10 protein-coding genes are annotated in these 13934 nt (G+C 72.1%); 4 read left to right on the top strand and 6 right to left on the bottom strand.

Annotated elements, in window-relative coordinates; genetic code table 11:
- Positions 1-3 precede the first annotated feature (3 nt).
- Genes ACFY0K_RS35040 through ACFY0K_RS35030 form a run of 3 tightly spaced genes read right to left on the bottom strand, consistent with a single transcriptional unit; the run spans position 4 to position 2659 of the window.
- Positions 4-1125: a Gfo/Idh/MocA family protein gene (locus tag ACFY0K_RS35040; RefSeq protein WP_390643207.1), complete on the bottom strand. Its 1122-nt coding sequence runs from the start codon at positions 1123-1125 to the stop codon at positions 4-6.
- Positions 1110-1787 (bottom strand): ThuA domain-containing protein, encoded by a 678-nt coding sequence (locus tag ACFY0K_RS35035; protein WP_390643206.1) that lies wholly within the window; start codon positions 1785-1787, stop codon positions 1110-1112. Before ACFY0K_RS35035 ends, ACFY0K_RS35040 begins: the two co-directional genes overlap by 16 nt.
- Positions 1784-2659, bottom strand: a complete 876-nt coding sequence (locus ACFY0K_RS35030; RefSeq protein WP_390643205.1) for an NAD-dependent epimerase/dehydratase family protein — start codon at positions 2657-2659, stop codon at positions 1784-1786. Before ACFY0K_RS35030 ends, ACFY0K_RS35035 begins: the two co-directional genes overlap by 4 nt.
- Before the next feature lie 145 nt (positions 2660-2804).
- Here ACFY0K_RS35030 and ACFY0K_RS35025 point away from each other — a divergent pair, with 145 nt between their 5' ends.
- Both ACFY0K_RS35025 and ACFY0K_RS35020 read left to right on the top strand, forming a co-directional pair.
- A complete protein-coding gene (locus tag ACFY0K_RS35025; protein ID WP_390643204.1) occupies positions 2805-4043 on the top strand; it encodes a LacI family DNA-binding transcriptional regulator in 1239 nt (412 codons plus the stop codon).
- 80 nt (positions 4044-4123) lie between these two features.
- The gene (locus tag ACFY0K_RS35020) at positions 4124-5521 is read left to right on the top strand and encodes an enolase C-terminal domain-like protein (RefSeq protein WP_390643203.1); all 1398 of its coding nucleotides are present in this window, start codon (positions 4124-4126) and stop codon (positions 5519-5521) included.
- Between the two features lie 101 nt (positions 5522-5622).
- On the opposite strand, the gene ACFY0K_RS35015 is transcribed toward ACFY0K_RS35020, so the two are convergent.
- Genes ACFY0K_RS35015 through ACFY0K_RS35005 form a run of 3 tightly spaced genes read right to left on the bottom strand, consistent with a single transcriptional unit; the run spans position 5623 to position 8867 of the window.
- Positions 5623-6570 carry a carbohydrate ABC transporter permease gene (locus tag ACFY0K_RS35015; protein ID WP_390643202.1) on the bottom strand — a complete coding sequence of 316 codons (948 nt, stop codon included), beginning with the start codon at positions 6568-6570 and terminating at the stop codon, positions 5623-5625.
- Positions 6567-7466, bottom strand: a complete 900-nt coding sequence (locus ACFY0K_RS35010; protein WP_390643201.1) for a carbohydrate ABC transporter permease — start codon at positions 7464-7466, stop codon at positions 6567-6569. Before ACFY0K_RS35010 ends, ACFY0K_RS35015 begins: the two co-directional genes overlap by 4 nt.
- 9 nt (positions 7467-7475) lie before the next feature.
- On the bottom strand, positions 7476-8867 hold the full coding sequence (locus ACFY0K_RS35005; RefSeq protein ID WP_390643200.1) for an ABC transporter substrate-binding protein: 1392 nt from the start codon (positions 8865-8867) through the stop codon (positions 7476-7478).
- Positions 8868-9215: 348 nt separating this feature from the next.
- Between ACFY0K_RS35005 and ACFY0K_RS35000 the strand changes: the two genes are divergently transcribed.
- Both ACFY0K_RS35000 and ACFY0K_RS34995 read left to right on the top strand, forming a co-directional pair.
- A complete protein-coding gene (locus ACFY0K_RS35000; protein ID WP_390643199.1) occupies positions 9216-11504 on the top strand; it encodes a beta-galactosidase in 2289 nt (762 codons plus the stop codon).
- 253 nt (positions 11505-11757) lie between these two features.
- Positions 11758-13929, top strand: a complete 2172-nt coding sequence (locus tag ACFY0K_RS34995) for an ROK family protein (protein ID WP_390643198.1) — start codon at positions 11758-11760, stop codon at positions 13927-13929.
- The last annotated feature ends 5 nt before the right edge of the window (positions 13930-13934 follow it).

Raw genomic sequence — 13934 nt, 5'->3', positions numbered from 1 at the left:
TGGTCAGGCCTCCTCGGGCCGGGCGCCCGCGGGGACGGCCGCCGGGCGCTCGCAGTCGGTGGTGACCGGCACCGCGTGGCCGCTCTCGCCGGCGGCGAGGAGCGACTCCATCACGTCGAGGACGTGCTGGGCGAGGTGCCCGGACGCGCGGTGCGGGGTGCCGGCGGCCAGGCCGCGGGCCAGGTCGGCGACGCCGTAGCCGCGGGAGGCGCCGGCGTATCCGCCGCGGACGGGAAGGTCCTCCCAGCCGTCGCCCTCGGCGCGGAAGAGCCGCACCTGGCCGTCGAAGCCGTTGGGGTCGGGCACGGACAGCGAACCGGCGGTGCCGTAGACCTCGATCCGGGGCAGCTGGGCGGCCCACACCTCGAAGCTCATGACCAGCGTCGACAGCGCGCCGCTCGCGTGCTCCAGCACGCCGGTGACATGCGTGGCCACCTCGACGGGGAAGACGGTGCCTGCGCGCGGGCCGCTCTCGATGGTCCGGGTGGAGCGGACGGTGGAGGAGAAGCCCGTGACCCGGCGGACCGGGCCGAGCAGGGTGACCAGGGCGGTGAGGTAGTACGGGCCCATGTCGAGCAGCGGGCCGCCGCCCGGCCGGTAGTAGAACTCCGGCGCCGGGTGCCAGCGCTCGTGGCCGGGCGTGGTCATGAACGCGGTGGCCGCGACCGGAGCCCCGATGTCCCCCGCGTCCAGGGCGGCCCGGGCGGTCTGGACACCCGTGCCGAGGACCGTGTCCGGGGCGCAGCCCACCCGTACCCCCGCCCGTTCGGCCGCGTCCAGGACGGCGCGTGCCTCGGCCGTGGTGGCGGCCAGCGGCTTCTCGCCGTAGACGTGCTTGCCGGCGGCGATCGCCGCGTGGGCGACCTCGGCGTGGGCGGCCGGGACGGTGAGGTTGAGGACCAGGTCGACGTCGTCCGCCGCGTAGAGCTCGGGCAGCGCCAGCGCCCGGGCGCCGGGGACGTCGGCCGCGGCGGCCTTGGCGCGCTCCAGGTCGAGGTCGGCGACGGCGGTCAGCCGCAGGTTCTCCAGCCGGGGGAAGGTGCTGAGGTACGCGCCGCTGATCTGGCCGGCGCCCACCAGGCCGATCCGCAGCGGGTTGTCACGGTGGTTCAGCGGGTCGCCCATCGCATGCCCCTCCTCAGCATGGTGTCGACCTCGGGAACGTCGAGGTCGGCGATGTTGTGTCCGACGGTGATGACGAAGACCCGGCCCGCGCCCCAGCGTCGGGTCCAGACGACCGGGACCACGGTCCCGTCGAGTTCGGGGTGGTCCGGGTCCGGCTCGTACACGGAGTCGGCGAGGACCTCCACGGCCGGGTCCATGTGGAGGTAGTACTGCTCGGTGGTGACGGTGAACGGCTCGATCCCGGCCAGCACCGGGTGCCCGGCCTGCTCCGGCCGCGGCCGGACCTCGTACGTGCTGAACTCCCTCGGGTGATGCACGAACTGACCACCGGTCATGAGCTGGTACCGGGTGTCCTGGCGGAACGCGTCCACGATCCCGCCGTGCCATCCGGCGAGCCCGGTGCCCGACCGGACGGCGGCCGCGAGGCCGGCCGACTGCTCGCCGGTGATCGAGCCCATCGTCCAGCACTGCACGATCAGATCGGTGCCGGCCAGCAGCCCGGCGTCGAGATAGCTGTCCAGGGTGTCGGAGACGGTGACGGCGTAGCCGTCCTCCTTGAGCGCGGCGGCACAGCGGTCGCCGGCCGGGACCGGCACATGGCCGTCCCAGCCGCCGCGTACCACCAGGGCGTGTTTGGGTGTCGTCCCGGGTTGCTCGGTCATGGCGTGCTGGTCCCTTCTGAGTCGGGCACATGCCGCCACCGTTCCAGGGCCGTGAAGCCGAGGAGCTCGCGGCTGCGGCTCAGGGAGTACGGGGTGCCGAAGCCCTCGGGGGCCCCGGTCACCGGGGTGTCGGGGTGGTAGCGGCGCAGGAGTTCACGGGTGGGCCGGAGCGAGGTGGTGTCGGGGGCGGTGACGTTGACGAGGTGGTGGCCGGCCGGGGTGCGGTCGAGGGCGGCGAGGACCGCCCGGGCCGCGTCCGCCGTGTGCAGCCAGGCCCACAGCCCGGCACGGTCGTTGCCGGGATCCCGGTGCACCCAGTCGAGGTGCTCGCGCAGCCGCGCTCCGCTGCCGATGAACGGGAAGCGCAGGCTGACCACGCTCATCCCGTCCCCCGCGTACTTCCGGGCCGTCGTCTCGGCGATCAACTCGCCGACGCGCTTGGAGAGTCCGTAGACGTCCTCCGCGAGGTAGGGATGCTCCTCGGTGACCGGGATCCCGGTGGGGGACCGGTCCACCCGCGACCAGGCGAGGCCCAGCGCGGAGAGGCTGGAGACGTACACCAGCCGGCGCACTCCCGCCCGGGCCGCCGCGTCGAGCACCCGCCAGGTGCCCTCCACGTTGATGGTGAACACCTCGTCCGGGGTGCCCATGGTCGGCGCGGGCAGGGCCGCGGCGTGCACGACCGCGTCCACGCCGTCGACCAGCGGCTCGATCGACGCGGGCTCGCGCAGATCACCCAGCAGGGTCTCGTCGGCCACGAGCCCGTCCGGCCGGACGCGGTCGTGGGCACGCACATGCTCGCCACTGTCGGCGAGTTGCCGGACGACTTCGCGCCCGAGCATTCCTGCCGCACCGGTGACCAGGACTTTCACGTCGGATGTGCCCTTTCCGATGGAAGGCGAGCGTGACGCCGGACGATCGAGACCTTAGGAACCGGTCAATTAGCATGTCAATACTCGTGAATGAGCTGCCATGGACGGCTTCTGGCCGATCGGTGGGTGAGATTGACATGCTAAATTGACGCCCACCGAGATCAGCACCGAGATCCGCACCGAGATCCCGGCCAACCTCAGGAGGCCGATCGTGGACGGCGGCAGACCGGCGGGCGGCGCGGCCGACGACGCACCTCGCCCCCCGCTCTACGCGCAGGTCAAGCGCACGCTCCTGGAGGCCATCGCCTCCGGTGAGTACTCACCGGGCGTGCCCTTCGTGACCCAGCGGGAGATCTGCGAACGGTTCGGTGTCAGCCATGCCACCGCGGTGCGCGCGCTGAACGAACTCGCCGCCGAGGGCTGGGTGGTGCGCCGCCGCGGTCTCGGCACCTTCGTCGCCGAGCAGCCCGGCCGGGGAGTGCGCCGCGGCGGGAGCGCCGACCGCGCCATCGCCTGCATCCTGCAGTTCCAGGGCCCGCACGTCTCCCAGATCCTGGCCGGCGTCGAGGCGGCCTGTGCCGAACTCGGCTACCGGCTCTACCTGCGGCACTGCGAGGGCGACCCGGAGCGCGAGAGCCGCGCCCTGCTGGACGCCGTCCGCGACGGGGTGAGCGGCATCGTCGTCTACCCCGCGGAGGGCACGGGCGGCCACGACGGCTGGGCGGAGGTCGAGCACTCCGGCGTTCCGCTGGTGATGGCCGACCGCTACCGGCCCGACCTGGCCCACGACGCGGTCGTCGCCGACAACACCGCCATCGGACGGGAGTTGACGAAGACCCTGCTCGCCGCCGGGCATCGCACCATCGCCACCCTGTGGGACGAGACCGACACCAGCAGCGTCCGCGACCGGTTCGCCGGCCATGTCGAGGCGCTGCGGCAGGCGGGGCTGCCGATCCGCCCCGACCTCACGGTCCTGCGCCGCTACCGCGACCTCCCGCCCGACCAGCGCCGGGCCCGGCTGGCCGCGCTGCTCGGCGGCGACAGCCCGGCGGACGTCCTGCTCTGCTCCAACGGCTACGTGCTGGCCGCCGCCGCGCACGACCTGGCCGCGCTCGGCTACGAGGTCCCCGGCGACGTCGAACTGGCCGGCATGGACGACGCGGGCCCCTTCGACGTGCTCCCCCTCACCGTGGCCGCGGTCTCGCTGCCCTCCCGGGAGATCGGCGACACCGCGATGCGGCTGCTGCACCGCCGGGTCACCGAGCGGGCGGCCGGCCGGTCGCCGGCCGCGGCCCCCGAGGTGACGGTGCTCCCGGTCACCGTGACGACCCGCCCGCCGACCGCCGCGCACCTGCGGATCGTCGGCGGCACCGCCCTCAAGTAGCCGTCCGTCCGGTCCCGCTGCCCGACGGATGGAGCCCACTGCCCGACGGATGAATCCCACAGCCCGACGGAAGGACGAGAGTGCCCAGCATCCCGCCGCACTCCGGCATGTCCGAACGCACCGACCCCGACCGCCCCCTCGACCCCGACCGTACCCTCGACCCCGACCGCCCCCTCGAACCCGAGCGCCTCTCCGGCCCCGACCGCCTCCTCGGCCCGGACGGCGGGCTGCCCCAGGCCCGGCCACCCTGGACCCACCGCGACGGCCTGCGGATCACCCGGGTCCGCGCCGTCGTCACCGCGCCCGAGGGCACCCCGCTGGTCGTCGTCCGCGTCGACACCAGCGACGACGGCCTGTACGGACTCGGCTGCGCCACCTTCACCCAGCGCTACGCCGCCGTGGCCGCCGCCGTGGACGAGCACATCGGGCCGCTCGCCGTGGGCCGCCATCCGGCCGACATCGAGGACATCACGCGGCTCGTCCACTACTCCTCGTACTGGCGCAACGGCCCGGTCCTCAACAACGCGTTGTCGGGGCTCGACCAGGCCCTGTGGGACATCGCGGGCAAGCGCGCCGGGCTGCCCGTGCACGAACTCCTCGGCGGACGCTGCCGGGCCGCCGTCGAGGTCTACTCGCACGCGGCCGGCCCCACCATCGGGGAGACCCTCGACCGCGCCGAGCAGCTGATCGAGGCGGGCTACCGCAACGTCCGGCTGCAGACCGGCCAGCCCGGCCTCGGCGCGTACGGCGCCCCCGGCACCGGCGGCGGCTACCCGCGCTCACCGCACCCCGACGGCTGGGACCCCGAGCGCTACCTGCGCTCCACCCCGGCCCTGTTCGCCGCCGCCCGCGGACGGCTGGGCGACGGCGTCAACCTGATGCACGACGTGCACAGCCGGCTGACGCCCAAGCAGGCCGTGGTGCTGGCGCGGGCGCTGGAACCTTACGGGCTGTCCTTCCTGGAGGACGTCGTCGCCCCGGAGTTCTACGACCACCTGCCCGCGGTACGCGCGGCTTCCCCGGTGCCCGTCGCGGTCGGCGAGCAGCTCGGTTCGGTGCCGGACGCGGTCCGGCTGGTCCGCGACGGCGGAGTGGACCTGCTGCGGCTGCACACCTCCTCGGTGGGCGGGCTGACCCCGACCCGCAAGCTCGTGGCCCTCTGCGAACTCCTGGGCGTGCGCACGGCCTTCCACTCCCCGGGCGACATCTCGCCGGTCGGGGTGGCGGCCAACCTGGCGGTCGACATCTCCTCGCCGGCCTTCGGCTTCCAGGAGTCGCACGACTACAACGAGGCCACCCACGAGGTCTTCCCGGGCACGCCGGTGGTGGCCGACGGCCATCTGCGCCCCTCCGAGGAGCCCGGCTGGGGCGTCGCCCTCGACGAGAAGGCCGCCGGGCGGTTCCCTCCGGTCAAGTTCCTCCACGAGCGCTGGTCCGCCCAGGTACGGCGGCCGGACGGAGCGCTGGAAGCGCCTTAGCCCGTACCAGCGACGGGTAAGAGTCAGCCCGTACCAGCGACGGGTAAGAGGGGGGCCGCCGGAACCGGCGGCCCCCCTGGTCGTGTCGCCTGTGGGCCTTGCTACTCCTCCGCGGCGACCGCCGCCGTGGCCGTCGTACCGACGCCCGCCGAGCCGGTTGCCGCGCCGCCCGCGACGCCCTCCACCAGATGGCGCTGGAGCAGGGCGAAGACGACCAGGATCGGGGCCGCCACGATCACCGTGGCCGCCGCGATGAGCGGCCACTGCGAGGTGTGCTCACCGAAGAACCCGTACAGCCCCCGGGTCACCGGCCACAGTCCCGGATCGTTCAGCATGATCAGCGGCAGGATCAGGTTGTTCCAGGACGCCACGAAACCGAAGACGCCGAAGGTCGCCAGGGCCGGCTTCATCTGCGGCATGACGATCTGGAAGATGAACCGGACATACCCGCAGCCGTCCAGCGCCGCCGCCTCGTCCAGCTCCCGCGGGATGGACTTGATGTAGCCCACGAAGAAGAAGAAACCGGCGCCGGCGAGCGAGGTGAGGACCAGGAACCCCAGCCGGCTGTCGTACAGGCCGAGCGCCTTGGCCTCCACGAACAGCGGGATCAGGCCGGCGGGCATGAAGCCGGAGAAGACGAAGAAGCCGTACAGCGCGTTGGAGCGCCGGAACCAGCCGCGCGATATCGGGAAGGCCAGGAACACCCCCAGGATCAGGGTGATGACGTCCGGGACCACGGCGTAGATCAGCGAGTTGACCATCTCGGTGCCGAAGTCGCCCTGCGTCCAGGCGTCGCTGAAGTTGCTCAGCGTCCAGGTGTCCGGCATCCCCGTCGGATCCTTCAGGAACGACTGGTACGGCTTGAACGCCTGGAGCAGCAGGTAGACCAGCGGCAGGGCGAACAGACCGGCGGAGACCACGAAGCAGAACAGCTGCGTCCCGGTGAGCCGGAGCCCGCGCAGCACCAGGCGGCGCCGGTCGGACGGGGCGGCCTGGGCCGGAGCCCCGGGACGGGAGCGCCGCTGCGGACGTACGGTCTGCAGGCTCACAGCGACACCTCCCGCCTGCGCAGCCCCCACAGCAGGCCGCCGCCGACGACCAGGGTGAAGGCGAACTGCAGCATGGCCAGCATCGAGCCACGGCCGAGGTTGGAGTCCTGCCCGAAGGCCGTGTCGAACATGTACATCCCCAGGGTCTTGGTGCCGTAGTTGCCGTCGGTGAGCACCAGGACCAGGGCGTATTCGCCGATGCTGCCCATTGCGGTGAGGAAGACGTTCACGGTGGTCGCCGGGGCCAGCATCGGCCAGGTGATCTTCCAGAACGTCTTCCACCGCCCGGCTCCGTCCAGCGACGCCGCCTCGTAGAGCTCGGGCGGGATACGGCGCAGCCCGGCGATGTAGACGAGCATCGTGTAGCCGGAGAACATCCAGACGTTGATCAGCACGATCAGCCAGATCGCCCAGTCGGGGTTGCCGAGGAAGGCGTTGGTGCCGCCGAACAGCGAGTGGTACGCCTTCTCCGTCGGACCGTTGCTGGGATCCAGCAGCAGCGAGAAGAGCACCGCCACGATGGTCACGGAGAAGATCTGCGGCATGAAGATCAGCGCCCGGTACAGGCCGTAGCCCGTCCGCCGGCGCTGGAGCACCAGCGCAAGTCCCAGGCCGACCACGATCTGAAGGATCGTTACTCCGGCGACGTACTTCACGGTCACCACGAGACTGTCCGACAGGTCGGGCCAGGAACCGGTGAACTCGTTGCGGTAGTTGCACAGACCGCAGAAGTTGGTCGGGGTGCCGGGCAGCCCCGAGTACTGGGTGAGCGAGTAGTAGACGGTGGCCAGCGACGGGTACAGGCCGAACACCAGCCAGCCGACGGTGGGCACCGAGATGGACAGCCAGGGGATCCAGCGCCTGGTCCGCCGGGTGCCGAAGGGGCAGGTGGACACGGTGCGCTCCTAGTGCTTGACGCTGGCCGAGTACGCCTTGGCCGACTCGGAGAGCGCCGTGGTCATCGGCTTGTTCCCGAAGGGCTGCACGTCCTGGAGCTTCGGCCCGCCCGCGTAGGTCGAGGACCCGGTGGTCGGAATCCACGGCTGGGTGGAGTTCGGGTAGCCCTTCGAGGCGTTCGCGGTCAGCCAGTCGGTCCAGGACAGTGACGGGGTCTGCACGTCGGGCTCGGTGGAGATCGAGCCGGTGGCCTTCACCCAGGCCGCGTAGTTGGTCTTCTGGGTGAAGAAGTCCAGGTACTCCAGGGCCAGTTTCTTGTGCTTGGCCCACACCGGGACGGACCACGACAGGTCGGGGGCGAGCGCCGGCCGGTTCCAGGCGGCGTTGTCGGTGCCGGGGACGGCGAAGAAGCCGAAGTTCAGCTTCGGGTTGGCCTGCGCGATGGTGTTGCCGTCGTACGAGCCGTCCACGAAGAAGGGGTAGTCGTCGGTGTTGGACGCCCACACCCCCGGCGCGGTCTGCGCGGGCACGCCCGCCGCGTTGGGCTCGATGTAGGACATGATCTCCTCGTAGCGCCTCGCGGCGTCCTGGTACAGCGGGTCGTCCCAGTTCGCCTTTCCGTCCCAGAAGTCCTGGGCGCGCTGCTGGTAGACGGACTGCGCCTCGGTGGCCGGCTTGTCCTGCATCATCAGCTGGTTGATGATCCCGGCCCAGATGATGTTCTGGTAGCCGTCCTTGCCGGCCACGTAGACCGGGCTGAGGCCCTTGGACTTCAGCAGCTTGAGGTCGGAGACGAACTCGCCGTACGTGGTCGGCACCTGGAGGCCGTACTTGTCGAGCAGGTCCTTCTTGTACCAGAGGCCGGTGTTGTTGACGTACTCGGCGGTCATCACGCCGTAGATGCCGTCCTTGTAGCCCATCGCGTACTTCTGCGCGGTGAGGTCGAAGCGCTTCATGAACGGCTGCTTGCTCAGGTCCATGAACTGGTTGTTGGCGATCAGCGCGGCGGTTCCGTTGACCTTGATGTTCGTCTGCTCCGGCGGGAACGCCGCCGGGGTGGGCGGGAACTGGGCCAGCACGTCCACGTTCTTCGAGGCCAGCAGCGAGTTCTGCAGCGTCGGCCAGGCGTTGGCGGCGGTCGGTGCGGTCTGCAGCTTGACCTTGACGCCCGGGTGTGCCTTCTCGAAGGCGGCGTTGATCTTCTCGGTCTGCGCCACCGCGGCGGCGTTGGTCCACTCGGCGACGACCAGGGTGTTCTCGGACGAGCCGCCGCTGTCGCTGCCGCACGCGGAGAGTCCGGCAGCGGCCAGCGCACAGGCGGCGGCAGCGGCCAGGACGCGGCTCGTGCCACTGAGCGCGCGGGGCCAAGGGGTGCTGGGGTAACGGCTTCTGACGACCATGTCGCTCCTCGGTGGGAGGTACGGGAAATGGCCGACGGGAGTCCCGGAGATTGATCCGAAGCATGTGGCGGTGTGGGCGGTGCGTCAAGGCGATGCGCAGGGAGAATTCTGACGGATGACAAGGGACTTCTCTTACAAACGGCTGGTGGAAACATCGGTATTCGCGCACTGGTGGTGGCATCTGTGCAGGTGGATGCCGCTGAATTGAAATCTTGGGCAGGTTCTTCGGCGGAGCTGTTGTCTTGGTAACACTCATGGTTTTCCATAATGCTGCCGCGCCGACGGGAGGCCCTGGAGAAGCACCGCCGGTCCGTGTCCCCACTCAACTCACCCGGAAGGGCTCAGCCGATGCTGCGCACATCGAAGTCGTCGAGACGCAGAACGGTTCCACTGCTCGCCACCGCCGCGGCGGTCCTCGCCACCGCGGGCACGGTCGTACCGGCCGGTGCCGCGACCCCGGCCGCGGCCGCCACGGCGCAGAGCGGTCCGTCCACCCTGTGGGCGACCCAGCTGCAGTTCGACGACCACGGCACCCCCTGGTCCACGGCCCAGTTCGAAGCCGTCAAGGCCAAGGGGATGAACAGCGTCGAGATCAACATGCCCTGGAACCAGATCGAACCCGCCCAGGGCAGCTACGACTTCACCGAGCTCGACACCGAACTAGCCCACGCCGAGGCCGCCGGCATCCGCATCGTGCCGATCTTCTGGCAGGCCGGCTGGGGCGGCAGCCCCGCCTCGTGGATCACCAGCAAGGAGATCACCAGCAGCGGCGGCACCGGCATCGCCCCCGCCTGGTGGGACACCGGCGAGCAGCAGGCCTACTTCGACTACGTCACCACCACCGTCCGGCACATCACCGGCAACCCCGGCTACGGCGGCTCCATCCTCAACTACGGCCGTCTGGACGCCCAGTGGAGCAACAACGGCAACGGTGGCTGGGCACCGGCCGACGTCGCCCATTTCCACGACCACTGGCTGCCGCACACCTACGGCACCGTCGTCCGCTTCAACGCGGCCAACGGCACCTCCTACGGCTCCTTCGCCGAGGTGCCCGCCGCCACCCCGGGCGAGCCGCTGGCCGGCGTCTACCAGAACTTCCGGCAGTGGAGCGTCCAGGACACCTACGACCGGCTGACCGCCGCCGTCCGCAAGGTCTCCTCCGGCCCGCTCTACTACTACTTCGGCGGGCACATCTCCAACGCCCCCGACATCGGCAACCTGCCCGACATCTTCTTCAGCCTGGCCCGCAGGTATGACCTGACGGTCATCGAGGACGCCGCCCAGTCACCCGGCCTCACGCTCACCTTCGGCAGCCTGGCCCGCGGCTACCACGTCCGGCTCGCCCAGGAGTGGACCGCGCCCACCGAGGCCGAGATGCCGGCCCAGGCCGTCCAGTGGATCTCCAACTACGGCATGGGCTTCCCCTACGGCGGCGGCGAGGACTTCTTCATCCACGACGGCACCTCCAAGGACGTCATCGCCTACCCGATCTACACCGGCGCGCTGCCGACCCTGCAAAGCCTGTCCGGCTCCTACCCGCAGGTACCGGTCGCGGTCTACTTCGACTACTCCAAGGCCTGGGGCAACGCCGCCGGCGGCAGCCTGAACGCCGTCGAGAACCAGCTCACCGCCCTGTGGTCGCGCCACCAGAGCGGATTCGCCGTGGTCACCAGCGACGAGGTCAAGAACCACGCGGCGGACCTGTCCAAGTTCCGCGCGGTGCTGCCGCTGAACGGCACCGACGCCAACGTGACGGCGTACCGGCAGGCCGGCGGCACCGTGCTGAGCAGCGGCGACCAGCTCACCCGGTACGCTCCGGCCTACGCCGAACTCAGCAGCGCGCACGCCCTGCAGGTGGTGCCCACCACCGCCGCCGACCACCGCAGCGCCCAGCTGGTGCTGGCCGAGATCAACCCCTACTTCCCGTACGACGGCGCCGTCGTCCTGCGTCCCGGCGGGCTCGGTCTCAAGGCCGGCCGCTACCACGCGGTGGACGCGGCGACCGGCAAGGCGCTGCCGCAGGTGCCGCAGAGCGACGGCGGCGCCTGCGTGCCGCTCGGCCTGGGCACGGCCGAACTCCGCGAGTGGAAGCTGGTGCCCGGTCCGGCACCGGCCGGCACCCCCGTACCCGGCTCCTGCTCCACCACCTCCGGCGGCGCCACGACCGTGGGCGCCACCGCGGGCGGCAACGACGGGTCGTCGGGCGCCGTCTTCCAGAACGTCGGCGCCACCGGCCAGGGCGCGGACGGCAACCTCGACACCGTCACCCTCGGCGGCCAGAGCGCCTACGAGACCTGGACCACCGACCGCACCGGAGTCGGCAGCGCCAACGCCTACCTCCAGCTCGACCCGGGCAGCGAGGTGGCCCGCGCGGCAACCGTCACCGTCCAGGTCACCTACTGGTCCGAGGCCGGGCAGGGCTTCACCGTCCAGTACGACACCCCGACCGACGCCTACCACAACGGGCCGACGGTCACCGGCGACGGAACCGGCAGCTGGCAGACCGCCACGCTCACCCTCACCGGCGCGCAGTTCGACGAGGCCCAGAACCTCCAGGCCGACCTCAGGCTCGCGGCCACCGACCCGGCGAAGCCGCTGTACATCCACAGCGTCTCGCTCACCACTGCCGGGAACTGAGGACGGCCCACCTGCCTTCCTCCCCGAAGGAGAACCACCGTGCACGACGGCACCGACCCCGCCCCGGAGATTCCCGGCGTCCGGGCGCTGACCAGCGATTCCATCCACGGATACGATGCCACCCGCCGGAGCGGTCCGGAGGGACCGAAGAGAAGGGGGACCACCACGGTGCGACTCACCCCCCTGCCGGTCCCCGGGAGGCCTCGTGTTCCGGTCCCGCTCGTCACCTCCCACCGCACCCGAGGCGGTGCCGGTGCCTGACGCGCCGTCCCGGCCATCGGCGGAAGACGAACTCGACATCCTCCGCCGGTGGGCGGCGGGCCCGGGGCCACGTGCCCTGCGCGCCTCGATCGTCCTGCAGGCCGCCCTCGGCCGGCACAACTCCGAGATCGCCCGCAGGCTCGGCGTCTCCCGGCAGACCGTGGCCACCTGGCGGCAGCGCTACGCCGCGCAGGGGACGGCCGGGCTCGCGGGCCGCCCGCAGTCCGGCCGGCCCGGGGTCGTCGACGAGGGGGACGTGGTCACCGAGACCCTGCTGGCCCCACCGGACCGGCGCTCCTCCCGCAGCGTGGGACGGCGGCTCGGCTGCTCGCACACCGCGGTCGCCGCCGCCCGCCGCCGGTGGAACCTGGGCCAGGCGGACCGGGGCCCGCTGCCCCCGCTGACCCCCGCCCTCGCCGACGGCGAGGTGTGGGTGGTCGGTGTCCACCACGGCACCGGCCCTACCCTGGTGCTGCTCGCCCTCCGGCCGCACGCATTCGGTCAGCCGGCCGGCCCCGCGGTCAGGCCGCCCACCGACGCCCTGGCGGCCGTGGCCGCGGCGTTCACCCACGCGCTGGACTCGCACGAGCCCGCTCCGGCCGGGCCCACCGGTCCGGCCCCCCGCCCGCCGGGCCGCCCGGCCGCCGAACCCAACCAGGCGGTGAGCGTCTTCCTCGCCGCCGCCCGCCGCGCCCACCCCCGTGCCGCCCTGCACCTGGTCCTCCTGCACGGTCCTGCCGCCACCGGCCTCGACGAGCTCTGCCGGCGGGCCCGGGTGACACTCCACCAGCCACCCGAGCGCACCGGCCCGGTCTCCTTCCTGCGTGCCGTACTCGCCCTGGACGCCTCCCGGCACCCTTCCTCCTCGGCCCGTGTCCTGCTGGACCTGGCGGCGGACCTGGACGGCCCGGCACCGGTGCGCTGGATCCGCGAGCCGCTGCCGGCCGCGCCCGGGGAGAGCCCGCCCGGTGGAGCCGGGCCGCTGCGTGCGGCCGCACCGGCCGGCAGCGGCGGCGCCAACCAGATCGACCTCGGCTCCTTCAACGAGTGCGTGGTGATCGAGACGGTGCGGCTCGCCGGGTCGATCACCCGCGGCGAGATAGCCGACCGCACCCGGCTGACCCAGCAGTCCGTCTCCCGCATCGCCCGCTCGCTGCTCGACCGCGGCCTGCTCGTCGAGGAACGCCGGCAGCACTCCACCGTCGGCAAACCGCGCGGCCTGGTCCGGCTGCGCGACGACGCCGCGCACGCCCTCGGCATCCACATCGACCCGGAGGTGCTCACCGCGGTCCTCGTCGACCTCTCCGGCCGCATCGTCGCCCGCCGGGTCGAGAAGATCACCCCCGAGCCGCGCCCCGGCGCGGTCGTCGCGCAGATCGCCGCCCTCGGCGAGGCCGTCCTCGCCAACACCGGGCAGGCGGTGCGCGAGAACAGCTTCCTCGGGCTCGGGGTGGTGGTGCCCGGCCCGGTCGACACCGTCTCCGGAACGGTCCTGGACCCGCCGCTGATGGGGGTCCTCAAGGACGTACCGCTGCGCAGCCTCCTCGAACAGCGCTTCTCCTGCCCGATCCTGGTGGAGAAGGACTCCACCGCCGCCGCCGTCGGCGAGCGCTGGATCGGCCGGGAGAGCCGTGCCCGCGACTTCGTCTACCTCTATCTCGGCACGGGCGTGGGCGCGGGCCTGATCCTCAACGGCGACATCTACCGCGGACTCACCGCCAACGCGGGGGAGTTCGGCCAGCTCTGCGCGGTCACCCTGGGCCGTGTCGAGGCCTCGGGCCGGCCCGAGGTGCTGCCCGAGTGCAACCCGGCACGGCACGTGCTCACCCGCGCGGACGGCCACCGAACGGGCGCGGCCGCCCAGGTGCCGAAGGACCCGCCGACGGTCCGCGAGGCGGCCCGGGCGATCGGCAGGGGCGCGCTGGCGCTGATCGACCTGCTCGACGTCGGCCTGGTCGTGGTCGGCGGGCCGTTCTGCACCGGCCCCGCGGCCGACATCTACCTCACCGAGATCGAACGGGCCGTCAACGACTTCCCGACCGCCCGCCGGCTGCGGCGGGTGCACGTCGAACGTTCCGTGAGCATCCACGAGGCGGCCGCCGTCGGCGCCGCCTCCACCCTCTTCCACGCCGCCTTCACCCCGCGGCTGCGCCGGCACCCGTGAACCCC

This window comes from Streptomyces sp. NPDC001507, from assembly GCF_042894765.1.
Classification (GTDB): Bacteria; Actinomycetota; Actinomycetes; order Streptomycetales; family Streptomycetaceae; genus Streptomyces.
Note: the sequence above shows the minus strand (reverse complement) of the source record. Positions and strands in the feature narration are given on the sequence as shown.

Bases quoted from the DNA above. Each gene is read 5' to 3' on its own strand.
- ACFY0K_RS35005 (WP_390643200.1), bottom strand. From the start codon at position 8,867: ATGGTCGTCAGAAGCCGTTACCCCAGCACCCCTTGGCCCCGCGCGCTC.
- ACFY0K_RS35000 (WP_390643199.1), top strand. From the start codon at position 9,216: ATGCTGCGCACATCGAAGTCGTCGAGACGCAGAACGGTTCCACTGCTC.
- ACFY0K_RS35040 (WP_390643207.1), bottom strand. From the start codon at position 1,125: ATGGGCGACCCGCTGAACCACCGTGACAACCCGCTGCGGATCGGCCTG.
- ACFY0K_RS35035 (WP_390643206.1), bottom strand. From the start codon at position 1,787: ATGACCGAGCAACCCGGGACGACACCCAAACACGCCCTGGTGGTACGC.